This window comes from Streptomyces sp. NPDC057877 (genome assembly GCF_042796855.1).
Classification (GTDB): Bacteria; Actinomycetota; Actinomycetes; order Streptomycetales; family Streptomycetaceae; genus Streptomyces.
On the sequence record NZ_JBHVMS010000001.1, the window covers coordinates 151639 to 173786 of the forward strand.

At 72.2% G+C, this 22148-nt stretch carries 20 protein-coding genes and 1 riboswitch; of the genes, 10 read left to right on the top strand and 10 right to left on the bottom strand.

The genetic code is table 11. The features are described from left to right. Positions 1 to 40 precede the first annotated feature (40 nt). Positions 41 to 229: riboswitch (cobalamin riboswitch) on the bottom strand. A gap of 60 nt (positions 230 to 289) precedes the next feature. From ACFVQG_RS00700 to ACFVQG_RS00720, 5 genes are all read right to left on the bottom strand, one after another. After that, positions 290 to 841: a NifU family protein gene (locus ACFVQG_RS00700; RefSeq protein ID WP_383375217.1), complete on the bottom strand. Its 552-nt coding sequence runs from the start codon at positions 839 to 841 to the stop codon at positions 290 to 292. Positions 842 to 871: 30 nt separating this feature from the next. After that, a complete protein-coding gene (locus tag ACFVQG_RS00705; RefSeq protein WP_383375219.1) occupies positions 872 to 2821 on the bottom strand; it encodes a ferrous iron transporter B in 1950 nt (649 codons plus the stop codon). After that, positions 2818 to 3123 (bottom strand): ferrous iron transport protein A, encoded by a 306-nt coding sequence (locus ACFVQG_RS00710; protein WP_383375221.1) that lies wholly within the window; start codon positions 3121 to 3123, stop codon positions 2818 to 2820. The genes ACFVQG_RS00705 and ACFVQG_RS00710 overlap by 4 nt, the downstream gene beginning before the upstream one ends. A gap of 170 nt (positions 3124 to 3293) precedes the next feature. Beyond that, entirely contained in the window at positions 3294 to 4562 is a 1269-nt protein-coding gene (locus ACFVQG_RS00715) for an MFS transporter (RefSeq protein WP_383375223.1), read from the bottom strand. Further along, entirely contained in the window at positions 4559 to 5971 is a 1413-nt protein-coding gene (locus tag ACFVQG_RS00720) for a rhodanese-like domain-containing protein (RefSeq protein WP_383375225.1), read from the bottom strand. Before ACFVQG_RS00720 ends, ACFVQG_RS00715 begins: the two co-directional genes overlap by 4 nt. Positions 5972 to 6039: 68 nt before the next feature. Between ACFVQG_RS00720 and ACFVQG_RS00725 the strand changes: the two genes are divergently transcribed. After that, positions 6040 to 6723 (top strand): ArsR/SmtB family transcription factor, encoded by a 684-nt coding sequence (locus tag ACFVQG_RS00725; protein WP_383375227.1) that lies wholly within the window; start codon positions 6040 to 6042, stop codon positions 6721 to 6723. Here the strand turns inward: ACFVQG_RS00725 and arsM are convergent. The 3 genes from arsM to ACFVQG_RS00740 all read right to left on the bottom strand — a co-directional run bounded on the left by arsM (position 6720) and on the right by ACFVQG_RS00740 (position 10295). Then, complete coding sequence (gene arsM / locus ACFVQG_RS00730; RefSeq protein ID WP_383375229.1) at positions 6720 to 7472, bottom strand: arsenite methyltransferase; 753 nt, start codon at positions 7470 to 7472, stop codon at positions 6720 to 6722. The genes ACFVQG_RS00725 and arsM overlap by 4 nt on opposite strands. Before the next feature lie 134 nt (positions 7473 to 7606). Further along, positions 7607 to 8545, bottom strand: a complete 939-nt coding sequence (locus tag ACFVQG_RS00735) for a penicillin-insensitive murein endopeptidase (protein ID WP_383375231.1) — start codon at positions 8543 to 8545, stop codon at positions 7607 to 7609. A gap of 10 nt (positions 8546 to 8555) precedes the next feature. Next, entirely contained in the window at positions 8556 to 10295 is a 1740-nt protein-coding gene (locus ACFVQG_RS00740) for a glycoside hydrolase domain-containing protein (RefSeq protein WP_383375233.1), read from the bottom strand. Between the two features lie 381 nt (positions 10296 to 10676). Here ACFVQG_RS00740 and ACFVQG_RS00745 point away from each other — a divergent pair, with 381 nt between their 5' ends. From ACFVQG_RS00745 to ACFVQG_RS00755, 3 genes are all read left to right on the top strand, one after another. After that, positions 10677 to 11150, top strand: a complete 474-nt coding sequence (locus ACFVQG_RS00745) for a DUF4334 domain-containing protein (protein WP_383375235.1) — start codon at positions 10677 to 10679, stop codon at positions 11148 to 11150. After that, a complete protein-coding gene (locus ACFVQG_RS00750) occupies positions 11147 to 12238 on the top strand; it encodes an NAD(P)-dependent alcohol dehydrogenase (protein WP_383375237.1) in 1092 nt (363 codons plus the stop codon). Before ACFVQG_RS00745 ends, ACFVQG_RS00750 begins: the two co-directional genes overlap by 4 nt. A 75-nt stretch (positions 12239 to 12313) precedes the next feature. After that, complete coding sequence (locus tag ACFVQG_RS00755) at positions 12314 to 13510, top strand: TetR/AcrR family transcriptional regulator (protein ID WP_383375239.1); 1197 nt, start codon at positions 12314 to 12316, stop codon at positions 13508 to 13510. A 52-nt stretch (positions 13511 to 13562) separates the two neighbouring features. Here ACFVQG_RS00755 and ACFVQG_RS00760 read toward each other — a convergent pair whose 3' ends face one another. Both ACFVQG_RS00760 and ACFVQG_RS00765 read right to left on the bottom strand, forming a co-directional pair. Beyond that, positions 13563 to 14759, bottom strand: coding sequence for an oxygenase MpaB family protein (locus tag ACFVQG_RS00760; protein ID WP_383375241.1), 1197 nt, complete (start codon positions 14757 to 14759; stop codon positions 13563 to 13565). A gap of 194 nt (positions 14760 to 14953) precedes the next feature. Next, positions 14954 to 15871, bottom strand: a complete 918-nt coding sequence (locus tag ACFVQG_RS00765) for a LysR family transcriptional regulator (RefSeq protein WP_383375243.1) — start codon at positions 15869 to 15871, stop codon at positions 14954 to 14956. A 137-nt stretch (positions 15872 to 16008) separates the two neighbouring features. On the opposite strand from ACFVQG_RS00765, the gene ACFVQG_RS00770 reads away from it, so the two are divergent. From ACFVQG_RS00770 to ACFVQG_RS00795, 6 genes are all read left to right on the top strand, one after another. Then, positions 16009 to 17019: a fumarylacetoacetate hydrolase family protein gene (locus ACFVQG_RS00770; protein WP_383375245.1), complete on the top strand. Its 1011-nt coding sequence runs from the start codon at positions 16009 to 16011 to the stop codon at positions 17017 to 17019. A 104-nt stretch (positions 17020 to 17123) separates the two neighbouring features. Further along, positions 17124 to 18080, top strand: coding sequence for a cyclase family protein (locus ACFVQG_RS00775; RefSeq protein WP_383376482.1), 957 nt, complete (start codon positions 17124 to 17126; stop codon positions 18078 to 18080). A 23-nt stretch (positions 18081 to 18103) separates the two neighbouring features. After that, positions 18104 to 19234, top strand: coding sequence for an FAD-dependent oxidoreductase (locus ACFVQG_RS00780; RefSeq protein WP_383375247.1), 1131 nt, complete (start codon positions 18104 to 18106; stop codon positions 19232 to 19234). Then, the gene (locus tag ACFVQG_RS00785) at positions 19231 to 20226 is read left to right on the top strand and encodes an amidohydrolase family protein (protein ID WP_383375249.1); all 996 of its coding nucleotides are present in this window, start codon (positions 19231 to 19233) and stop codon (positions 20224 to 20226) included. The genes ACFVQG_RS00780 and ACFVQG_RS00785 overlap by 4 nt, the downstream gene beginning before the upstream one ends. Positions 20227 to 20230: 4 nt before the next feature. Beyond that, positions 20231 to 21163, top strand: coding sequence for a VOC family protein (locus ACFVQG_RS00790; protein WP_383375251.1), 933 nt, complete (start codon positions 20231 to 20233; stop codon positions 21161 to 21163). An 8-nt stretch (positions 21164 to 21171) separates the two neighbouring features. Then, on the top strand, positions 21172 to 22143 hold the full coding sequence (locus tag ACFVQG_RS00795) for a fumarylacetoacetate hydrolase family protein (RefSeq protein WP_383375253.1): 972 nt from the start codon (positions 21172 to 21174) through the stop codon (positions 22141 to 22143). Positions 22144 to 22148 lie beyond the last annotated feature (5 nt).

The window sequence follows — 22148 nt, forward strand, 5'->3', positions numbered from 1 at the left end:
GCCGTGCCCGGGCGGATGTCGCCGGGCCGCGGGACGGGCGGAATATCCTGGCTCCCGGCTCTCGGTGCCCGGCTGCTGCATGTCCAGCGCGGCCACCGGCGTCGGCTCCCGGCCTTCCCAGCGGCCGGTTCACACCGGCTGCCAGTGGCCGTCAGCGGGAGACGACTCCCCGGTCACAGTGGCGGGCCCGCCCCGGACTTGGGCCACCAGGCCCGCACCGGAGTTCCTCCGCATCCGTCACCGGCATCCTGCCACACCGGCACGGACGTGCGTCACGCCCCGGCACCGCTCACCAGAGCCCCGTACCGCGCCGCCCGCCATGCGACGGCGACGGCGAGCCGACGCTCCGTACCTCCCGAAGGGCCGGATGGCGGCGCCGCAGTTGGTGTTCCAGGCGCCGGTGCAGGGTGACCCAGGCGGCGGGGCAGCCGTGGCAGGCGCCGCCCAGGCGGACGGTGACGATGTCGTCGGACACGTCGACCAGGTCGATGGAGCCGCCGTGGGAGCGCGCGAGGTCGCCCACCGGCCCGGCGAGGACCTCCCTGGCCACGGCGTACAGCACCGCGTCGTCGTGGCCGGGGCCGGTGTCGTCCGCGGGGACCCACCCGGTGGGGTCGTCCAGGGCGGCGTGCAGCGCGGTACGGACCCGGGGGCCCTCCCGGGTCCAACGGCGGTCCGGGCCGAGGACGGTGACGACCGCCGTCGGTTCCACCGTGATCCGGGTCAGCGTGCCGTCGGCCAGCAGCGCGGCCAGCGGCGCGGGTGCCTCGGCGAGCGGGCCGGTCCCGGGGAGGACGCCCGCCGGAACGATCCAGCGCAGCCGGTCGGTGCGACCGGGCACGGGCTGGGCGTGCAGGGGGACCACCGGCGCTCACCCGCCCAGCAGGACGGTGACCGAGCGGGCCAGCCAGGCCATCAGCCAGGCCAGGCCCGTGAGGTAGGCGAAGGCGGTCACCGGCCAGCGCCAGGTGCCGGTCTCCCGGCGCAGGACCGCCACGGTGGCCATGCACTGCAACGCGTAGACGAAGTAGACCAGCAGCGCGGCGATGGTGGGCGCGGTGAACACCGGCTCTCCGGCGTGCGGCCCGTCGGGGTAGGTCATCGACCGCAGCGCCTCCGCCGGGTCCTCGGGGTCCTCGGCGGCGGCGACCTGCCCCAGCGTGGCGACGAAGGTCTCCCGCGCGGCCTGCGCCGACAGCACCCCCACGTTGATGCGCCAGTCGAAGCCCAGCGGCTCGAAGACGGGCGCGACCATCCGGCCCAGGTCGGCGGCGTAGCTGTGGTCGGCGGTGTAGGCGGACACGGCCACGGAGTCGGTGGCATCGACACCCTCCGCGCGCAGGTGGGCGGCCGAGTGCAGCGGCAGGTTCAGCAGCAGCCACAGGACGAGGGTGGTGGTGACGATGACCGTGGTGCACTTGCGCAGGAAGGCCCCGGCGGCGGACCACACCGCCGTCAGCACCGCGCGCGGCGTGGGCAGGCGGTAGGGCGGCATCTCCATGAAGAACGGCACCGCGTGGCCGCGCCGGTCGCCGAGCCTCTTGAACACCCAGGCGGCCAGCATCGCCGACACCGCGCCGAGCAGGTACAGGCCGAACATCACCAGCCCCTGCGCGCCGAACGGCCCCACCGTCGCGGAGGGGTCCACCAGCAGGCCGATGAGCAGCACGTACACCGGCAGCCGCGCGGAGCAGGTCATCAGCGGGGCGGCCATCATCGTCGCGATGCGGTCCCTGGCGGAGGGCAGCGTGCGGGTGGCCATGATGCCGGGGATCGCGCAGGCGAACGCGGACAGCAGCGCCACGAACGCCCGGCCCTCCAGCCCGAAGCGCGCCATCACCCGGTCCATCAGGAACGCCGCCCGCGCCATGTAGCCCACGCCCTCCAGGAGGGCCAGCAGCAGGAACAGCAGCACGATCTGCGGGACGAAGACCAGCACGCCCCCGACGCCGCCGATGAGGGCGTCACCCAGCAGCCCGGCGACCCACGAGTTGTCCACGTGCGCGGCGACGAGCCCCGACAGCCATCCGAACAGCGACTCGACATACCCCTGGAGCGGGGCGGCGAAGGTGAAGACGGTCTGGAAGAACAGCATCATCACCGCGAAGAACACCACCGTGCCCGCCAACGGATGCAGCAGCACCGCGTCGACGCGCTGGGTGGCCCGGTGCCGCTCCGGGATCCGGTACCCGGCGAAGGCCAGCACCGACTCCGCCCAGGCGTCCCGCTCGCCGGGCTCGGTGGGCGGGGCCACGGCGGGAGTCGGCCAGGTCCTCCAGTCGGCGAGCCGGTCGCGCACCTGGTCGATGCCGTACCCGCGGTGGCCCACCACCGCCAGCACCGGCACCCCGAGCGCCTGTCCCAACGCGTCGACGTCCACCCTCCCCTGACGGCGCGCCAGCTCGTCGGTGAACGTCACCAGCACACACGTCGGCAGCCCGCGCGCCAGGACCTGCGCGACGAGGCCCATGGACCTCAACAGCGTAGTGGCGTCCACCACGACGAGCAGCGCGTCCGGCCGCTCCGCCCCCTCCAGCCGTCCGTCCAGCACATCGACCGCGATGCGCTCGTCCGGGCTGACCGGCTCCAGTCCGTAGGTGCCGGGCAGATCCTCGACGACATACGTGTGCCCGTCCGCCCGGCAGGTCCCGACGTACCGGGACACGGTCACCCCGGGGTAGTTGCCGGTCTTGGCCCGCAGTCCGGTCAGGGCGTTGAAGACACTGGTCTTGCCCGCGTTGGGGCTGCCGATCAGGGCGACCCGCGCCGTCCCGGCCGCCTCCGCCTCCGTGCCGGACGTGTCATGGCAGCTCGCGCTCACCGCTCCGCCTCGACGACGACCCGTACGGAGGCGGCCTGCGCACGCCGCAGACACACCTCGTAGCCCTTGACCCGGTAGACGACGGGGTCGCGCAGCGGCGCACGCCGTACGACCTCCACCACCGCCCCCACGGTGAACCCCAGATCGCCCAACCGGCGGGCCACCGAAGGCGGTCCACCGACGACCTCGGTCACCGTGGCCCGCGCGCCGGGCGCCAACTGGGCCAGCACGCGCCGCTCACCACCGATGACGGCGACCGCCCGGTCTCCCACCGCCTCGCTCTCCGGGTCAAGCTCTGTCATCCGTGCCTCCGCCGCAGCATGCCAACCACCGTCATCAGGGCCCTTGTTGAGGCGAGGCTAACCTTACTCATTCCGGTGGTATCAGGGCTTTCCGGACCTCACGCACGGGCCCAACGGCCCCAACGGCAGGGCCGTACGACCCCTTGCGGCCGTACGCTCCTTCGCGCCGGTCAGCCGATCACCCGCTGTTCGGTGATCCAGCGGGCGGCGAGCAGACCGGACGCGCCCGTGAGGACGGCGGCGGCGATGACGGTGGCGTTGAGGCCGAGGGCGTCGGCGAGCACACCGGCGACGAGGGCCCCGACGGCGTAGCCGATGTCACGCCAGAACCGGTACACGCCAAGGGCGTTGACCCGCCCGGCGGGATGGGCGTGATCGGAGACGGAGGCGATCAGGGCCGGGTAGACCATGGCCGTGCCGAGGCCGAGGAACACCGCGGAGAGGACCCCGGCGAGCAGCGGACGGTCGAGCAGCGCGAGGGCGAGGACGAAACCGACGGCCTGGACGAGCATGCCGTAGACGATCAGCGGCTTGCGTCCGACGCGGTCGGCGAGGTGGCCGGTGGGGATCTGGCCGAGCCCCCAGAGAATCGGATAGAGGCCCTTGATCAGACCGACGGCGGCCAGCCCCAGGCCGTGGTCAGTGAAGAGGAGCGGGAAGACGCCCCAGGTCAGGCCGTCGTTGAGGTTGTTGACGAGCCCGGCTTGGCTGGCGCCGCGCAGGGAGCGGTCGTGCCAGGACGTACGGGCGAAGGCGGCTGCCAGACCTGGACGGTCACCTGCCATCTCCCCCATGGACTCGCCGTGCTGGGCGAGTTCGAGGGCGACGTGCGCGGCGGTGTCGCGGACGACGAGGGAGAGGGCGAGTCCGGCGGCGACGAAGACGACGCCGATGAGTTCGGGGACGGGGCGCAGGCCGTGGGTGGTGGCGAGGTAGCCGGTGAGCAGGGCGGTGACGCCGACGGCGGTGTAGCCCGCGGCCTCGTTCAGGCCGGTGGCCAGGCCGCGGCGCGCGGGACCCACGAGGTCGATCTTCATGTTGACGGTCATCGACCAGGTCAGCCCCTGGTTCACCCCGAGCAGCACGTTCGCCGCGACGATCCAGCCCCACGAGGGCGCCCAGGCGAGGGCGAAGGGGACGGGGGTCCCGATCAGCCAGCCGGTGACGAGGAGTCGCTTGCGGCGGAAGCGAGCGGTCAGGGCGCCCGCCGCGAGGTTGGTCAGCGCCTTGGTGACACCGAAGGCGATGATGAAGGAGAAGACGGCCAGGTCACTGGTCAGCCCGAAGACCTCGGTGCCGATCAGCGGGACGGTGGTGCGCTCCAGACCGACCAGAGCGCCGACGCAGGCGTTGACCACGACGAGCAGGGTGAACTGGGGCCAGTTCTCCCGTAGACCGAGCCGGACGGGCCGGTTCCCGGTCTCGGTGGGAACGCTCACCGCGTACCGCCCTCGACGATCCGGCGGCCGTGCGCGGCGGCGTAGTCGGCCGGTCCGCCGTCGAGGACGGCGATGTCGGTGTGCCCCGCGCGTTCGAGGACGCTGGCGGCGGTCATAGCCCGCTCGCCGTGACCGCAGGCCACGACCGGCCCGGCGGGCGCGTCGGCGGCATGGTCGGCGAGGCCGCCGAGTTCGATGTGCACGGCGCCGGGCACGTGCCCGGAGGTGAACTCCGCCGTCTGCCGTACGTCGAGATAGGGCCGGTTCCCCGCGTGGTCGGCGGTGACGAACGCGGTGCTGGCCCGCTGGTTGCCGTCGTCCACCCAGGCGGCCATGCCGCCCGTCAGCCGCCCGGCGAGACGCTCGTAGCCGATCTTGTACGACTGCCAGACCACCTCGCTCAGGTCCTGGTCGTCGGCGGCGACGAAGGCGAGCGTGGCGGTGTCGGGCAGGAGCCAGCCCAGCCAGGTGGCGAACTGTCCGCGCAGCGGGATGGACAGCGACCCGGGGATGTGGCCCGCGGCGTAGTCGGCCACCGGACGTACGTCGATGACGTAACCGCCGTCGGCGAGCAGGGACTTGACCTGCGCGCTGTCGAGGGAGGGCAGGCTCGGGGCGGCGTCGAGGACGGACGGGCCGCGCCGGTTGGCCTCGGCCAGCCGGTCGAAGTAGTCCGGATAGGAACCGAGGCCGCTCAGCAGCCGCCGTACGAAGGTGCGCTCGTCCGGGGTGGCCAGCAAGGGGTTGCTGCGCTTCTGCGCGCCGATGGTGGAGGTCCGCTCGGCGCCGGTCGGGGCGGAGCAGAAGGAGCCCGCGCCGTGGGTGGGCCAGACCGCGACCTCGTCGGGCAGCTCGGCCAGCCGCCGCAGCGATCCGTACTGGGCGCGGGCCAGTTCCTCGGCCCGCTCGGCTCCGAGGAGGTCGGTGCGGGCGGCGGAGTCGACGATCAGCGAGCCGCCGGTGAAGACGCCGAGTTCCCGGTCGCCGTCCAGGAGCAGGAAGGACAGGTGCTCGTCCGTGTGGCCGGGGGTGGCCAGCGCCCGCAGGGTGAGGCCGCCCAGGTCGACCTCGTCGCCGTCGGCCAGCGGCCGGTGCGGGAAGGCGCGCCGTCCGGCGGCGGAGGCGAGCACGGTGGCGCCGTGGTCGTGGCCGAGCTGGACCGCGCCGGACAGGAAGTCGGCGTGCAGATGCGTGTCCGCCGCGTACGCCACCGTCAGGCCGCGCCGCTCGACGGCCGCCCCCAGCGCGCGCAGGTCCCGGCTCGCGTCGACCGCCAGGGCACGGCCGTCGCCGAGGTCGACGAGGTAGGCGCTGTTGCCCAGTCCTTCGTCGACCAGGGGTGTCAGGTGGTCGTCGACAAAGCCCATCGGGTCCTCCGGAGTCCAGCCGGGGGGGAGATGCCTGGCCACCACCCCCTCCCTCACCTACACTATTCCATGGATATATGGAGTATGCGAGTACGTGCGGACGGGAACCCATGACCAGCACGAAGACACGGCTGTACGACGCGTTCGCGACCAGCGGCAAGGCGCTCGCGAGCGGGAAGCGCCTGGAACTGCTCGATCTGCTCGCCCAGGGCGAGCGCACGGTCGACGCGCTGGCCAAGGCGGCGGGCCTGAACCTGACGACGGCCTCGGCGCACCTCCAGACCCTCAAGCGGGCCGGTTTCGTCGCCACCCGGCGCGACGGCGTGCGCATCCACTACCGGCTGGCCGGGGACGACGTGGCGCGACTGTTCGCACTCCTGCGCAAGGTCGCCGAGAGCCACCAGGCCGCCGTACCCGCCGCGCGGGACGCCTACCTCGGCGGGGACGACGCGAGGGAGGTCGGCCGCGAGGAGTTGCGCGCCCGTGCGGCGGCGGGAGACGTGGTGGTGCTGGACGTACGACCAGTCGAGGAGTACCTCGCCGGGCACATCCCCGGCGCGCGCTCCATCCCCGTCGACGAACTCCCCCACCGCATCGGCGAGTTGCCCGAGGACACGGAGGTCGTCGTGTACTGCCGCGGCGAGTACTGCGTGCTCGCCCACGACGCCGCCCGCCTCCTGACCGACCACGGACGGCGCGCGATCCGCCTCAGCGACGGGATGCTGGAATGGCGCCTGGCCGAGCTGCCGGTGGCCACCGGGGCTCGACGTGACCGACACCCACCGGCGGCCTAGACGACGGGCTTGACCGCGCGGACGACGGCGGAGTGCATGCCATCGGCGACCGCGTGGGTCGGGGTGATCTCCACGTCGGTGAAACCGGCCGCCTCCAGGCCCGCGCGGTACTCGGCGAAGGACAGTGCCCCGGCGACGCAGTCGACGTAGTCGCCGCGCTCGGCGCGCTGGGCGGGCGTGAGCGAGTCCTCGGCGACGACGTCGGAGACGCCGATCCGGCCGCCCGGCTTCAGGACGCGGAAGGTCTCGGCGAACACGGCCGACTTGTCCACGGACAGGTTGATCACGCAGTTGGAGATCACCACGTCGACGGTGGCCGCGGGCAGCGGGATCGTCTCGATGGCCCCCTTGAGGAACTCGACGTTCGCCACCCCGGACCTGGCCGCGTTGGCCACGGCCAGGGCCAGCATCTCGTCGGTCATGTCCAGCCCGTACGCCTTGCCGGTCGGCCCGACCCGGCGAGCGGAGAGCAGGACGTCGATGCCGCCGCCGGAGCCGAGGTCGAGGACGCGCTCCCCCTCCCGGAGTTCGGCCACGGCGGTGGGGTTGCCACAGCCGAGGGAGGCGGCGACGGCCTCCGCGGGCAGCCCCTCACGTTCGTCCGCCGTGTACAGCGTCGACCCGAAGCTCTCGTCGGCCTCGACCGGCGCGGGCCCACAACAGCCGCCGCCCCGCTCGGTGACCCGCACGGCCGCCGCCGCGTACCGCTGCCGCACGGACTCGCGTAGCTCAGTGGACTGCTCGCTCATGACTCACTCCCAGATGTCGGGCATCACAGGGCCTGAACGGCCTGCATTGACGTTCTTCAATTCCACACTGCACCTTGAATCGAAGAACGTCAACATAGACAGCCATCGAAGCCGAGTACTGGGCGTGAACCTCGCTAGCGGTAGCGGATATGGAGGTGGTTGTCGTGGTTCGGGTAGCTCGTGGTCAGGCCCTCCGCGATCAGCTGGGGGTCGTTGAAGAAGATCAGGTCGATGTGGCCGGGGGCCTTGGCGCAGATCTCCTGGACCAGGCGGCGGGTGGCCGCGCGGTCGTAGGTGGACGACTGCCAGGTGATGCGTCCGGCGGTGCACTGGGCCGAGTCGGTGCGGAGGGGCCATACGTCGATGTCCTGGCCGACTTCGTGGCTGGCGTGGCCGGGGATGTCCCCGCCGTGTTCGAAACTGGCGTCACCGACGGGAAGCCTGCCGTTGCCGGTGGTGGCGAAGGTCGCGGCGGCGGCTTCGAGTTGGGCGGTGGCGGCGGCCGTCGCCCAGTGGGCGCCCGCGTTGCCGTCGGGGCTCTGGGCGCACATCGTGCCGGGGGCGAAGTCGATGTTCTCGAAGTGCCAGAGCAGGTTCTTCCAGGTGGTGGGGCCGACGACACCGTCCACGCCGATTCCGGCGTGGGACTGGAAGGTGCGGACCGCGGTGTGGGTGGCCGGTCCGAAGGCTCCGTCCGTGGAGAGACCCGCTGAGCGTTTGGCGTTGAGCAGTGACTGGACGGCCTTCACCGCGGGGCCGTTGTCGCCCTGCCGTACGGTGATGGCCAGTGCGCTCCAGGTGGCGGGGCCGACGACGCCGTCCGCGGTCAGGCCCTTGGACTGCTGGAAGCCGACGGTGGCGGTGCGGGTGCCGGTGCCGAAGACGCCGTCGGCGGTGACCGGGTGGCCGTGTGCGGTCAGCAGGTGCTGCAGGGCGACGACGTCGGTGCCCCGGTTGCCGTTGCTGGTCAGGGGGAACGCGGCCTGGGGGAAGGCCTGGGCGGGCAGGCCCGCGGTGAGGAGCAGGGCGGTCACCGCGACGAGCAGGGTGAGGGTGCGGCGGAGTTGTCCCATGGTGTCTTGGTCACCTTCCTGCCTGGAGGGCGGTCCAGGTGGCGGAGCCGACGATGCCGTCGCTGGTCAGGCCGCGGGCGGCCTGGTAGTCGCGTACGGCCTGGGTGGTACCGGAGCCGAAGACGCCGTCGGTGGTCACGGTCCTGCCGAGTGCGGCGGTCAGGGCGCGCTGTACGCGGGTGACCGCCTCGCCCGTTGAGCCGTTCTGGAGGGTGGGGGTGGTGCCACGGGACAGCAGCGCCGTCCAGGTTCTGGGGCCGATCACGCCGTCCGCGGTGAGTTGCTTGCTGGACTGGAAGTTCTTGGTGGCGGTGGTGGTGGCGGTGCCGAAGACGCCGTCCGGTGCGCCCGGGTCGTGACCGGCGGCCTTCAGCAGGCACTGGGCCGCCGTGACCAGGGGGCCGGTCGAGCCGCTCTGGATGGTGCCGTAGGCGGTGAAGTTGAGGTTCGTCGTGGTGCAACCGGGCTGGGGCGGGGTGCCGGTGGCCACGTCGAGGTAGTCGCGGTCGATGTTGATCGAGTAGCCGCCGTAGGACTCGGTGACCTCGCCGACGTACTGGTGGATGCGCTGGTGACCGGACCAGTGGGTGGCGGGGACGTAGGTGCCGGTGTTGGTGTCGGCGGCGCCGTTCCACCAGGCGTAGAAGATGTGGTCGACGCGGGTGTAGGCGCTGTTGTCGTACTCCGCCGCGGCGTCCCTGATGCCGGAGGCGGCACTGGAGTAGAAGCCGGAGAGGTAGCCGCCGCTGTGCAGGCGCTCGGTCCACCCGGAGAGGTAGGACAGCACGGCGGCCTTGCAGGTAGCCGTGGAGCTGTACGCCTCGATGTCGCTGTAGAGGGCGCTGCCCGGGGGGATGCCGAGGTTGGCGGCGGCCGTGATGGCGGCGGCGGCAGCGGTGACGCCCTGGGACCTGGCTGTCGCCGGGTCGGTGGACATCTTCAGCGAGTAGCTGGTGCAGGGTGCCTGGCGGCCGACGTCGATGGGGATCAGGTGCCATCCGTTGTCGGTCTGGTTCGTCACCCAGCTCGCGGTGAGGTTCGGCTGGGCGCAGCCACGGAAGGAACCGCTGATGTAGACGCCGACCGCGCTGTAGGGCGAGCTGGTCTGCCAGGCGTTCATGGCGGCCTGCGAGGGGGCGGTGCAGGCGTCGAAGCCCTTGCCCAGGTAGGTCCCTGGCTGCGGTCCGGCGGCGGCCTGGGCGGCGCGGTCGCGGGTGGGGGGCAGTTCGGTGCGCTGGGCGCCGGGGGTGAGTTCGGCTGAGGCGAGGACGCGGCGTACGAGGTTCTCGGTGTGCGGGGTGTGGGCGGCGGTGACGAGGACTCCGGCGTCCTCGACCGCGAGCTGGATGGTCCCGTCGCTGGACGCGGCGGTCGGGGTGGTGGCCTTGCCGTGGGGTGTCCGGGCGGTGGCGGGTGTCGTCCGGGCGGCGGAGCGGGGGGTGAGGGGCTCGATGATGACGGCCGCCGTACGGCCGATGACGTGGGCGGGGCAGTCGTTCTCGTCGGAGGGCTCGCCCAGGTAGACGGTGGGGATGTCCAGGCGCGGGCAGGCGCGTGGGTTCTCCGTGAGGTCGACGACCCGCCAGTCGGCGGGGGCTTGGATGCGGTAGCCGTGGTAGCTGATGGTCCGCTGGTTGTCGGAGGGGGTGTCGGCTGCGGCGGGGCCAGGAGCGGCGAGTGCGCCGGTTCCTGCGAGCAGCGCCAGTAAGGCCGTGTGGACGCGCACGCGCCAGCGGGTGCGGGGCGGCATCGGGGGACTCCTCTTCGGTGGGGGGAGGGCGGGGCTGGTGTCACGGGTTGCGGGTCGGACACGGTGGACGCCATGGGCACGACAACCGAGGTCGGAGCCGAGTGTGGCGCCGCCGTCGTGACCTTGTCCACACCGTCACCATCTGCCACAGGACCAGACCTCCGGCACAACAGGCGGGCGTTCTGTCGCCGGAGACCTACTGAGCGCTCGCTCGAATGCTGGAGCGATGCCATGGATTGGTGAACTTCCTTTGTCATACTTGCTTTTGGGGAATCGGCACCGGGAGACTGACGAGGGATCAGCCGCCTGATGCCCGTTTTCCTGATCGGTCGCTCAGTGGGTTCACCCCGCCGATCCCGGCCCGACGAGAGGACACCCCGCATGGACGTGCTCGAGGCCCGCGCCCGGTTCAGGGAACTCCGGGGAAGCGACGGCCCGGTCGACCCCGTCGAACTCGACGAGATCTGGGCGGCGCTGGCCACCGTCCGCCCCGAGGACGTCCTCGGTGAGTGGAAGGGCGGCGAGTTCCGCACCGGTCATCCCCTCAACGGCGCCCTGGCCAAGGCCGACTGGTACGGCAAGACGTTCACCGCCGTGGACGACGCCAAGCCGCTGATCTGCCGGGACGCGACGGGCGGCCTGTACTCCAACCGTGCGCTCGGCAAAGGCGAGGCCAGTCTGTGGACGGTTGAGTTCCGCGGTGAGTCGACGGCCACCATGGTCTATGACGGGCAGCCGGTCTTCGACCACTTCAAGCGGGTGGACGACAGCACACTCATGGGGATCATGAACGGCAAGGGTGTCCCGGCCGAAGGTCCCTTCTTCTACTTCTTCCTCGAGCGCGTCGAGTCATGAGGCGTGTGCGTGCCGCCGTCGTCGAGGCGCCGGGCGCCCCGTTCACCGTCCGGGACGCGGACCTCGATGACCCACGGCCCGGTGAGGTGCTGGTGCGGATGACCGCGGTCGGCATCTGTCACACCGACCTGGGGATGCGGGACTCCTGGCCCCGGCGGCTCACCCCGATGGTCTTCGGCCACGAGGGCGTCGGCCGTGTCGAGGCGGTCGGCGCCCAGGTCACCGGCGTCGCGCCGGGGGACCATGTCTGCCTCACCTTCGCCAGTTGCGGCGCCTGCGAGCAGTGCGCGGCGGGCCACCCGGCCTACTGTCACACCTCCCGGAGCCTGAACCTCTCCGGCGGACGCGCCGACGGCACCACACCGCTCTCCGTCGACGGCACCCCGCTGCACGCCGGGTTCTTCGGCCAGTCCAGCTTCGCCACGCACGCCGTCGTCCACGAACGCGGCGTCGTCAAGGTGCCGGACGACCTGCCTGAGGTGGTCGCCGCGCCGCTGGGGTGCAGCGGACAGACGGGCGCGGGCACCGTACTCAACCGGCTGCGTCCCCGCTCGGGCTCGTCGCTGGTCGTGCTGGGCGCGGGCGGGGTCGGTCTGAGCGCGTTGATGGCCGCGGTGGCCGTGGGCTGCGATCCGGTGGTGGCCGTCGACCCGGTCGCCTCCCGCCGTGCCCTGGCCACCGAACTCGGCGCCACGGCGGCCGTGGCCCCCGGGGACACCCTGGTGGCGACGCTGCGTGACCTCACCGGGGGCGGCGCGCGGCACGTCGTCGAGACCACCGGCCGTGCGGAGATGGCCCGCCAGGCCGTCGGCGCGCTGCGCCCGCGCGGTGAACTGGCGCTGCTCGGTCTCGGGGACGAGGTGACCTTCGATGTGAGAGGGCTGCTCGCGAAGGGTGTGCGCGTGCACGGGGTGGTGGAGGGGGACTCCGATCCGGGCCGTTTCCTCCCCGAGTTGGTCGGGCTGTACCGGCGGGGCCGCTTCCCGGTCGACCGGCTGGTGCGCACGTTCTCGTTCGACGACATCGGCGCGGCTGTGGCCGCCATGGGGGACGGGAAGGTGGTCAAGCCGGTCCTGACCTTTGACTGACGGTCGTCGGGGCGGGCGCACGCCGTCAGCGGGAGCCCCGACCCGCCGCTGACGGCGTGTGATTGACTAATCCGCATGGCTCCCGCCTCCCGATCCGCCCGTTCGGCAGCGACCGCCAGTCCGGCCCCGGCCACTCGGCCCCGCAACCGCAAGCAGCTCATCGTCGACGCGGCCGGGCGGGCCTTCAGCGAGCGCGGCTACCACAAGGCGTCCATGGAGGAGGTCGCCGCCAGCGTGGGCATCACCGCGGCGGCCCTGTACCGGCACTTCCCCAACAAGTACGCGCTGTTCGCCGAGTGCGCCCACGTCATGGTGGACGGACTGGTCGCCGCGCTCGACGAGGTGCCGCCCCAGGCGGGTCTGACGGAGGTGCTGGCCGCCGTCACCCGGGTCACCGTCGCCCATCGCGCGTCGGGCGGCGTGTACCGGTGGGAGGCCCGGTATCTCGACCGTGCGGACCGCCGACGTCTCGCGGTGAAGTTCGGGCGCCTCGTCGAGCGGGTCGATGAGGCGGTTCAGCGCGAGCACCCCCTGTCCGACGGGCGGCTGCGGGCCATGGCGGCCCTCGGTGCGATCGGGTCCATCACCATGCACCACACCTCCATCGCCGGGCGCCGGGCGGAGGAACTGCTGCTGGCGTCCGCGCTGCGCGTGGCGGCGACCGATCCGGCCGCGGGTCGGCAGGGCGTGCGCCCCGTCGCGCTGCCCGCCCGGCCGGTGCCGCGTACGCGCCGCGCGGAGATCCTCGCGGCCGCCATTCCGCTGTTCGCCCGGGACGGGTTCGCCAATGTCACGAACGGTCAGATCGCCCAGGCGGTGGGGCTGACCCCGTCCGCGCTCTACCGCCACTACCCCGGCAAGATCGACATCCTGGCGGCGGCGTGCCTCCAGGCGGCGGGGCTGCTGGCGCAGGGGGTGGAGCAGAGTCTGCAGGAGGTGGCCGACCCGCATGACGCGCTCGTCGCGCTGGCGGCGACGTATGCGGCCTACAGCTTCGAGTACACCGAGCTGAACAGCGTCGCCGAGGCCGAGTTCGCGGGCCTGCCGGAGGATCTGCGGCGGCCTCTGGTCGTCGCGCAGCGCAACCATATCGCCGTATGGGAGCAGCAGTTGCGGCTGGTGCGTCCGGAGCTGGATCCGCGGCAGGCGCGGGTGCTGGCGCACGCGGCGTTCGGTGTGGTGGTCGAGGCGGGGCGCAGGCTGCGGTGGCGGGACAGTGCCGGGCATCGTGGGGCCGTGACCGCGCTGGTCGTGGGCGCGCTGGGACTGTGAACGGCCGGTGCCCGCCCCGCGGCGGGCCGGGGGCGGGCGTCGGGTCCTCGGGTCAGGTCGGCCTGTTGCCGGTGGGGATCGTGATGGGGGTGGTGGTGCCGGAGGAGCCCTTGTTGAGGAACAGCATGGCCAGGGCGCGTATGAACTGGTCGAACATGTAGAAGGTGCCGGGCATGACGGGCGAGAGGCCCTCGCGGAACAGGACGAACGCGGGCCACGCGGTGCGGACCAGGGCCGCCGCCGCGTAGTCGCGCCGCAGGCCCAGCCAGTCGCCGACCTGGTCGCTGAGGACGTAGCGCACGAACTCGTTGAGGAACCCGCGGGTGACGCCGAGGTCGATCTGCGCGGTCAGGCCGAGCAGGTCCTCGGCTAGCTCGATGCCCTCGGTGGAGGGCGTGAGGATCGGGGTGAGCACCCGCGCCGACTGTGCCTCGGCCTCCGCCCAGGTCTTGGGGATGTGCTCGTACGGCACACCGAGCAGGTGGACGGCGACCTGCCAGGAGTGCAGGAACGCCTCCTGGTCCGCGGCCGGGTACGGAATCCGCCAGTCGAGCAGCTTGCGGTGCACATAGGTGCCCAGACTGTGGAAGGTGACCAGGATGTCGGCGGCGCTGATCGGGATGGTCTCGTCGGCGACCGCCCGCCAGTGCGGTGACTGCGGCAGCAGCTGGCGTACCGCCGCGTGCACCACGCGCGTCTTGTTGGCGGTGACGACGAACTGTCCGGTCGGTGTGAAGGCGCCCAGCTCGGACAGGTCGTAGCCGAACGTGAACGTCTTGGCCGCGCGGTCCTGCATGTCGGCGCCGCCCGCGGACCAGTAGACGCTCTTGGCCTCGCGCGGGATCACGGTGCTCATGATGCCGCTGCCGAGGCCGTACAGCATGAACAGATACGTGTCCCTGCGCCGGTTGAAGTCGGCGGCGCGGGTGAGCTTGGCGGGGTCCGCCCAGGAGGGCAGCCGGTTGACCTGACGTAGGTAGGCGGCGAACTCGGGCGGCAGGCCGCTGGGCAGCGGGTCGTTGTTGTCGACCCAGGACGCCCATGCGGTGTTGATCGCCGGTACGTGGCCCTTCTGGAGCATCGAGGCCATCAGAGGGTCCGCCGCGTCGTCCCAGATCCACTCGGGTCCGGTCCCCGCGGCGGCCTTGGCCGCGGAGCCCGGCGACCCCCACGCCTGGGGGGTCGCCACGCCCACGAGGCCGAGGGCCACACCGAGCGACAGAGCCTTTCGCCTGCTGAGGTTCTCCATTCACTTACCTGCTTCCCTGATGGGCCAGATGGTTTCAGGTGCCTTGGCAGACTTGCTGATCGTGCGACGGGTGCCATGGCACGCCTTGTCGCACAGATGTGATTTTCGATTAACATAGCGAGGTGCGTCGCCGTCGGCAACGGTGGTGACCGAGAGGCTCCGCGCGGTCTTCGACCGGCCGGTCGTGTCCACCCCTACGCGTCGCGCACGCCGCCCATCCGCCTGCCGACGCGCGCGGCCGTCTCGCGCAGCCAGATGTGCGCCGCGTCATGGGTGTGGACGGGGTGCCACCACAGGGCCTCCCGCAGGGGAACGGCCTCGTACGGGGGCTCCACCACACGCACCGGGGCGAGCGGTGCGAGGAGTCCGGCGAGGCGGGCCTGGACCAGGGCGAGGCGTCGGGTACCGGCCACCAGCAGGGGCAGGAGCTGGAAGCTGTCCACGGACACCTCGACGCGGGGCTCGATGCCGAGCATGCCGAGCTGACGCACGGCGGGGGCGTCGTAGGTGCGCTGGTAGGTGACCCAGGGCAGGCGGGCCAGGTCCTGCCGGGAGAGGCGGTCGCCGACGCTCGGATGGTCCTTCGCGACGAGGAAGACCCAGCGGTCGTCGTAGAGGTCGGTGGCGGGGAAGTCGCTGATCACGCCGTGCGGCATGAGCAGTCCGTCGGTCGTGCTCAGCAGGGTGTCCGTGGAGTCCACCACCGTGGTCGGGGTCTGCGCGAACCGCAGACGGATGCCCGGCGCCTCCTCGTGCACGACACGGGCGAACTCGGTGCCGAACACGGCCACGGCGTAGTCGGAGGCGATCAGCTTGAACTCACGGCTCTCCTCGGCGGGGTCGAAGTCGGCCTGGCTGGCGAAGAGGCGTTCCAGTACGGCATGGGCGGTGGCGACCCGGTCGAGCAGGACCTGCCCCAGAGCGGTCAGTTCGTAGTGGCCGCCGACGCGGGCGAGCAGGTCGTCGTCGAAGTGGCGGCGGAGCCGGGACAGGGCGGCGCTCATGGCGGGCTGGCTGAGCCCGACGCGCTGCCCGGCGCGGGTGACGTTGCGCTCCTCCAGCAGCGCGCGCAGAGCGACGACGAGGTTGAGGTCCAGGCGGCTCAGGTTCACGGGCTTTCCCTAGCTGTACGGCAGCTGTACGGCGCCGACCAGGAGTAATCCGCACGATGGATGCCGATCATCCACAGAATCGATTTCCCTGATCACGGGTGGCGAGTCCAGATTAGTCACACCGCAATCAGGAGGACATGTCCGTGAAACCGGTGAACCCCCAAGCCGTGTCCGCGCTCTTCGCAGGACCCTTCGCCCTCGCCTCCCTCTCGCTCCCCGACGGGCCGGTCTTCCCCGCCCTGGTCACTCCCGACGGCCGGGCGCTCGACCTCCGGGTCCCGTTCGGGCGAGAGGAGTTGACCGTCCGGGGCCTGCTGGACGCCTGGGAGACCGCCGCCCCACGACTCGCGGCGCTCGCCGCCGACCGCGACACGACGACGAGGCCGCTGGCCGACTTCCGGGTGCACGCGCCCGTCGAGCCGCGCCAGGTCTTCCAGTCCGGGGCGAACTACCGGCAGCACGTCATCGACCTGCACGTGGCGCACCGCGCGCCCGGTGACGACCGGCCCAAGGAGGAGCGGCGCGCGGAGGCCGCGGAGATCATGGACCGGCGGGCGGCCGAGGACCTGCCGTACGTCTTCACCGGTCTGCCGAGCGCGATCACCGGCCCCTACGACGACGTCGTGCTCCCCGACTGGGCCGCCCAGCCCGACTGGGAGCTGGAGCTGGCCGCCGTGATCGGCCGCACTGCCCACCGGGTCCCCGTCGAGCAGGCCCTCGGCCATGTCGCCGGGTACACCATCGCCAACGACCTGACCGACCGCGCCACCGTCTTCCGCCGGGACATGCCGCAGATCGGCACCGACTGGCTGCGCAGCAAGAACGCCCCCGGCTTCACCCCGCTCGGCCCCTGGATCGTGCCCGCCGCGTCGATCGCGAACCCGGAGGACCTGCGTCTCACGCTGAAGTTGAACGGCGAGACCATGCAGGACGAGTCCACCAAGGACATGATCTTCACCGTGGCGCGGCTGGTGGCGTACGCCTCGCGGACCGCCCGGCTGCTCCCCGGCGACCTCGTGCTCACCGGCTCCCCGGCCGGAAACGGCATGCACTGGGGACGGCTGCTGCGTGACGGCGATGTCATGGAGGGCTCGGTCACCGGGCTCGGGGTGCAGCGCACGCGCTGTGTCGCCGAGGCGGCGTCGTGAACCGGCATGATCCCGAGGGGGCGATCAACCGGCACGATCCCGAGGGCGCGATCAACCGGCACGATCCCGAGGGCGCGATCAACCGGCACGACCCCAAGGACGCCATCAACCGGCACGACCCCGAGGGCGCGATCGCCGAGGCCGCCACGGCGTACTCCAACTGGGGGCGTTGGGGCGCGGACGACCGGCTCGGCACCCTCAACTTCCTGGACGAGGGCAAGCGCCGTGCGGGCGCGGCCCTGGTGCGGCGCGGTGTCAGCTTCTCGCTGGCGCAGTCCTTCGACATGAACGGGCCGCAGAAGGGCTGGCGGCGCCGCACCAACCCGGTGCACACCATGCTGGACACCGGCACCGACGCCGCGCTCGGCAACCAGGGCTTCCCGCACGGCATCGGCGGTGCCGACGACGTGATCTCCATGCCGCTGCAGTGCTCGACGCAGTGGGACGGGCTCGGCCACATCTTCGACCACGGCAGGGCGTGGAACGGCCGGGCCGCCGAGAAGGTCGTCACCTCCGACGGCGACCTCGTCACCGGCATCGAGCACATGGCGCCGTACGTCGCCGGTCGGGGCGTGCTGCTCGACGTCGGCCGGGTGATCGGCACCGACGGGGAGCTGCCCGACGGGTTCGCGATCACCGAGGAGCATCTGCGCGCGACCGCCGAGGCCCACGGGGTGGCCGTCGGCCGGGGTGACATCGTCCTGGTGCGCACCGGACAGCTCTCGCGTGCCCGCCGCGACGGCTGGGGCGACTACGCGGGCGGCCCGGCGCCCGGCCTGTCCTTCACCACGGCAGGCTGGCTGCACGCGACCGAGATCGCCGCGCTCGCCACCGACACCTGGGGCTTCGAGGTCCGCCCCAACGAGTTCGAGCACGCCTTCCAGCCGCTGCACCAGGTCGCCATCCCCCACCTCGGCCTGCTCATCGGCGAGATGTGGGACCTGGACGCCCTCGCCGAGGACTGCGCCGCCGACGGCCGGTACGCCTTCTGGCTCACCGCCGCGCCCCTGCCCATCACCGGCGCGGTCGGCTCCCCCGTCAACCCGGTCGCCGTCAAATGACGTACGGAACAAGGGAGTTTCCTATGAGCACACCCCGCACGGTGCTGGTGATCGGCGGTGGCGCGGCAGGCAACGCCACGACGGTCCTGCTGCGCCGGGCCGGACTGGCCGTGGACCTGGTCGAGGCCAAGGACGACTGGAACGCCACCGCGGGCTCCGGCATCACCCTCCAGGGCAACGCCCTGCGCGTCCTGCGCGAACTCGGCGTCTGGGAGCAGGTGCAGGCGTCCGGCTTCGCCTTCGGCTCCGTCGGCATCACCACCCCCGACGGCACCGTCCTGCACACCCAGGACGACCCGGGCACCGGGGGCGACGACCTGCCCGCCACGGTCGGCATGCAGCGTCCGAGGCTCCAGCGGATCCTCATCGAGGCCGTACGGGCCAGCGGCGCCACCGTGCGCCTCGGCACCACCGCCGACCTCCTGGGCCAGGACGCCGACGGTGTCTCCGTCCGCCTCAGCGACGGCACCGAGCGCCGCTACGACCTCGTCGTAGCCGCCGACGGCCTCGGTTCCGCCACCCGCGCCGCGATCGGCATCACCGACAGGCCCGAGCCGACCGGCATGGCCATCTGGCGCGTCGCCGCCCCGCGCCCGGCGGGCGTGGTCCGCACCGACCTGGCCTACGGCGGCCCCGCCTACATCGCCGGGTACTGCCCCACCAGCGAGACCACCCTGTACGCGTACGTCGTCGAGGCCAACCGCGACCGCGCCGCCCTGCCGCCCGAGTCGTACGCCGACGAGATGCGGCGCCTGGCCTCCGCCTACGGCGGCTTCTGGCCGGAGATCACCGGGCACATCACCGACCCGGCGAAGGTCAACTACACCTGGTTCGACCGCATGCTGGTCGAGGGCTCCTGGCACCGCGGCCGGGTCGTCCTCGTCGGCGACGCCGCGCACTGCTGCCCGCCCACCCTCGCCCAGGGCGCCGCGATGTCCCTGGAGGACGCGTCCGTGCTCGCCGAGTTGCTGACCGCGTCCGACGCCTGGGACGACGCACTCTTCCAGGCGTACTACGAGCGGCGGATCGCCCGCGTCCGGCCGGTCGTCGAAGCGTCCGTGCGGCTCGGGCAGTGGCAGCTCGACGGCGTCCGTGACGCGGACGTACCCGGGCTCATGGCCCGCACCGTGACCATGCTGCGGGAGCTGCCGTGACCACGCCCACCGTCGATGTCCACGCGCACGTCCTGCTGCCCGAGGTGGAGGCCCTGGTGGACGGGGTGTCCGGTCTCGCGGAGGCGAGGGCGCTGGACGCCCTGCGCAACGGTCCGGAAGCCCTCGCCGTCAGCGGACCCATGGTGCGCGAGCGGATACCGCGGCTGACGGACGCCGCGGTGCGGCTGGCCGCGATGACCGCGCAGGGCGTGGACGTACAGCTGGTCAGCCCCTCCCCCTCGCACTACCACTACTGGGCCGACGAGGACACGGCGGAGAAGCTGTACCGGCTCGCCAACGAGGCGACGGCGGCGCACTGTTCGGCCGCACCCGACCGGTTGCGCGGGCTCGGTCTCGTGCCGCTCCAGCACCCCGGCCTCGCGGTCCGCGCCCTCGACCACGCCCTGGCGTGCGGCCTGGCCGGGGTGGAGGTCTCCAGCCACGCCCCCGGCCGGGACCTGTCCGACCCGGCCTACGCGCCCTTCTGGAGCCGGGCCGAGCGAACGGGCGCTCTGGTCTTCCTGCACCCCTTCGGCTGCACGCTCGACGAACGGCTGGACCGCTGGTACCTGTCCAACACCGTGGGCCAGCCGACGGAGAACGCCGTCGCCCTCTCCCACCTGATCTTCTCCGGTGTGCTCGACCGGCACCCGGGACTGCGGCTGATCGCCGCGCACGGCGGGGGTTATCTGCCCACCCACCTCGGCCGCTCCGACCACGCCTGGCGGGCCCGGCCCGACGCACGGGGCTGCGCGCACCCGCCCAGCGGCTACCTGAAGCGCCTGTACTTCGACTCCCTCGTCCACGACCCGCACGTGCTGCGGGAGCTGGTGCGCGTCGCGGGCGCCGACCGGGTGCTGCTCGGCTCGGACTTCCCGTTCGACATGGGCACCGAGGACCCCGTCGGCGCGCTGCGCGCCGCCCGGCTGCCCGACGCCGACTTCCACGCCGTACGCGGCGGCAACGCCGCCGCCCTCCTCTCCCTGGAGTGATCTCATGCGTCTGCTCACCCATCTGCGGCACGTCGACCTCGCCGTGCCCGACTACGACAAGCAGTTCGACTTCTACGCCGGTGTGTGGGGCCTGACCAAGGTCGCCGAGGACTCCGGCATCTCCTTCCTGGCCGCCGAGGGCTCCCCGGAGCAGTACGTCGTCCGGCTGCGCAGGGCCGACGAGAAGCGCCTCGACCTGGTCTCCTACGGGACCGCCTCCCGCGCGGACGTCGACACCCTCGCCGAGGAACTCCTGGCGGGGGGAGTCCAGTTGATATCCCGGCCGGGCACGGTCGACACCCCCGGCGGCGGCTACGGCTTCCGCTTCTTCGACGTCGACGGCCGCACCCTCGAGGTCTCCGCAGACGTCGAGGTCAGGCAGCACCGCAAGATCGAGGAGAAGGAGTCGATCCCGGTCAAGCTGAGCCACGTCGTCCTCAACTCCCCCGACCTGGACCGCACGCGTCAGTGGTACGAGCGCCACCTCGGCTTCGCGCTCTCCGACACCCTCAGCTCCCCGCACCTGGGCGAGGTCATGCACTTCATGCGGATCAGCAACCAGCACCACTCCATGGCGCTGGCGAAGGGCCCGCACACCTCCCTGCACCACGTCTCCTTCGAGATGCGCGGCCTGGACGAGTACATGCGCGGTTCCGGACGTGTCATGCGGGCGGGCTTCCGCAAGATCTGGGGCCCCGGGCGGCACATGGCCGGGGACAACACCTTCACCTACTTCCTCGACCCGCACGGCAACACCGTCGAGTACACCACCGAGCTGGAGTGCCTCGACGAGGACACCTGGCACCCGCACGTCTACGACTTCTCGCGGCCCGAGGTCACCGACCAGTGGGGCACCGCCAACCCCATGAACGAACTGGTCGCCAAGGAGTCCTTCAACGACCCCGACCGCGGCGTCTTCGTCGCCCCGCCGGTCTGAGCCGCGCCATGAGATTCGCCACCTACGCACACCGGCACCGCCGCCACGTCGCCGTGGTGGACGGGGACGGCACCCTCCTCCCCCTGCCCGGCGTCACGTCACTCACCGACCTGCTGCGGGAGACCGGCGGCCTGCCCGGCCTGCTCACCGCCGGGGCGGCGGCCCGGGACGTCTCCCCCGGCCCACATGTCTCGCAGGTACGGCTCCTGCCCCCGCTCCGGCCCGCCTCGGTGCGGGACTTCGTGACCTTCGAGGAACATGTCGAAGGGATGCGCCGCGCGGTGGACGGTGCCGACGGTGTCCCCGAGCAGTGGTACGCGGCCCCGACCTTCTACTTCACCAACCCGCACGCGATCTACGGCCCGTACGACGACATACCCGTGCCACCCGGCTCGACCGTCCTCGACTTCGAACTCGAAGTAGGCGCCGTCATCGGCCGCGAGGGCCGCGACCTCACCCCCGAGCAGGCCCGCGACCACATCGTCGGGTACACCGTCCTCAACGACTGGTCCGCCCGCGACCTCCAGTCCGCGGAGATGCGCGTCGGTCTCGGCCCCTGCAAGGGCAAGGACACCGCCACCACCCTCGGCCCGTACCTCGTCACCGCCGACGAACTGGAGCCCTACCGCGACGCCGACGGCTTCCCGCGCCTCGCCCTGACCGCCGAGATCAACGGCGAGACCGTGGGCGAGGACCTGCTGTCCCACATGAGCTGGACCTTCGAGGAGATGACCGCCTACGCCTCCCGAGGCACCCGCGTCGTCCCCGGCGACGTCCTCGGCTCGGGCACCTGCGGCAACGGCGGCTGCCTCGCCGAACTGTGGGGCCGCCGCGGCGACCGGTCCCCACCGCCGCTGAGGCCCGGCGACACCGTCACCCTCACCGTCGAGGGCATCGGCACCCTCACCAACACCGTCGTCCCCGGCGCGGACCCCGTCCCCCTCCCAGCCGCCCGCCGCCGCGTCCGGGAGCGGCCGTGAGCGAG

What these genes read in the sequence shown, in the direction of transcription:
- ACFVQG_RS00795 (WP_383375253.1), top strand. Translation starts at nt 21,172, where the DNA reads ATGAGATTCGCCACCTACGCACACCGGCACCGCCGCCACGTCGCCGTG.
- arsM (WP_383375229.1), bottom strand. Translation starts at nt 7,472, where the DNA reads ATGAGCGAGCAGTCCACTGAGCTACGCGAGTCCGTGCGGCAGCGGTAC.
- ACFVQG_RS00760 (WP_383375241.1), bottom strand. Translation starts at nt 14,759, where the DNA reads ATGGAGAACCTCAGCAGGCGAAAGGCTCTGTCGCTCGGTGTGGCCCTC.
- ACFVQG_RS00750 (WP_383375237.1), top strand. Translation starts at nt 11,147, where the DNA reads ATGAGGCGTGTGCGTGCCGCCGTCGTCGAGGCGCCGGGCGCCCCGTTC.
- ACFVQG_RS00710 (WP_383375221.1), bottom strand. Translation starts at nt 3,123, where the DNA reads ATGACAGAGCTTGACCCGGAGAGCGAGGCGGTGGGAGACCGGGCGGTC.
- ACFVQG_RS00725 (WP_383375227.1), top strand. Translation starts at nt 6,040, where the DNA reads ATGACCAGCACGAAGACACGGCTGTACGACGCGTTCGCGACCAGCGGC.
- ACFVQG_RS00790 (WP_383375251.1), top strand. Translation starts at nt 20,231, where the DNA reads ATGCGTCTGCTCACCCATCTGCGGCACGTCGACCTCGCCGTGCCCGAC.
- ACFVQG_RS00740 (WP_383375233.1), bottom strand. Translation starts at nt 10,295, where the DNA reads ATGCCGCCCCGCACCCGCTGGCGCGTGCGCGTCCACACGGCCTTACTG.
- ACFVQG_RS00755 (WP_383375239.1), top strand. Translation starts at nt 12,314, where the DNA reads ATGGCTCCCGCCTCCCGATCCGCCCGTTCGGCAGCGACCGCCAGTCCG.
- ACFVQG_RS00745 (WP_383375235.1), top strand. Translation starts at nt 10,677, where the DNA reads ATGGACGTGCTCGAGGCCCGCGCCCGGTTCAGGGAACTCCGGGGAAGC.
- ACFVQG_RS00735 (WP_383375231.1), bottom strand. Translation starts at nt 8,545, where the DNA reads ATGGGACAACTCCGCCGCACCCTCACCCTGCTCGTCGCGGTGACCGCC.
- ACFVQG_RS00770 (WP_383375245.1), top strand. Translation starts at nt 16,009, where the DNA reads ATGTCCGTGAAACCGGTGAACCCCCAAGCCGTGTCCGCGCTCTTCGCA.
- ACFVQG_RS00780 (WP_383375247.1), top strand. Translation starts at nt 18,104, where the DNA reads ATGAGCACACCCCGCACGGTGCTGGTGATCGGCGGTGGCGCGGCAGGC.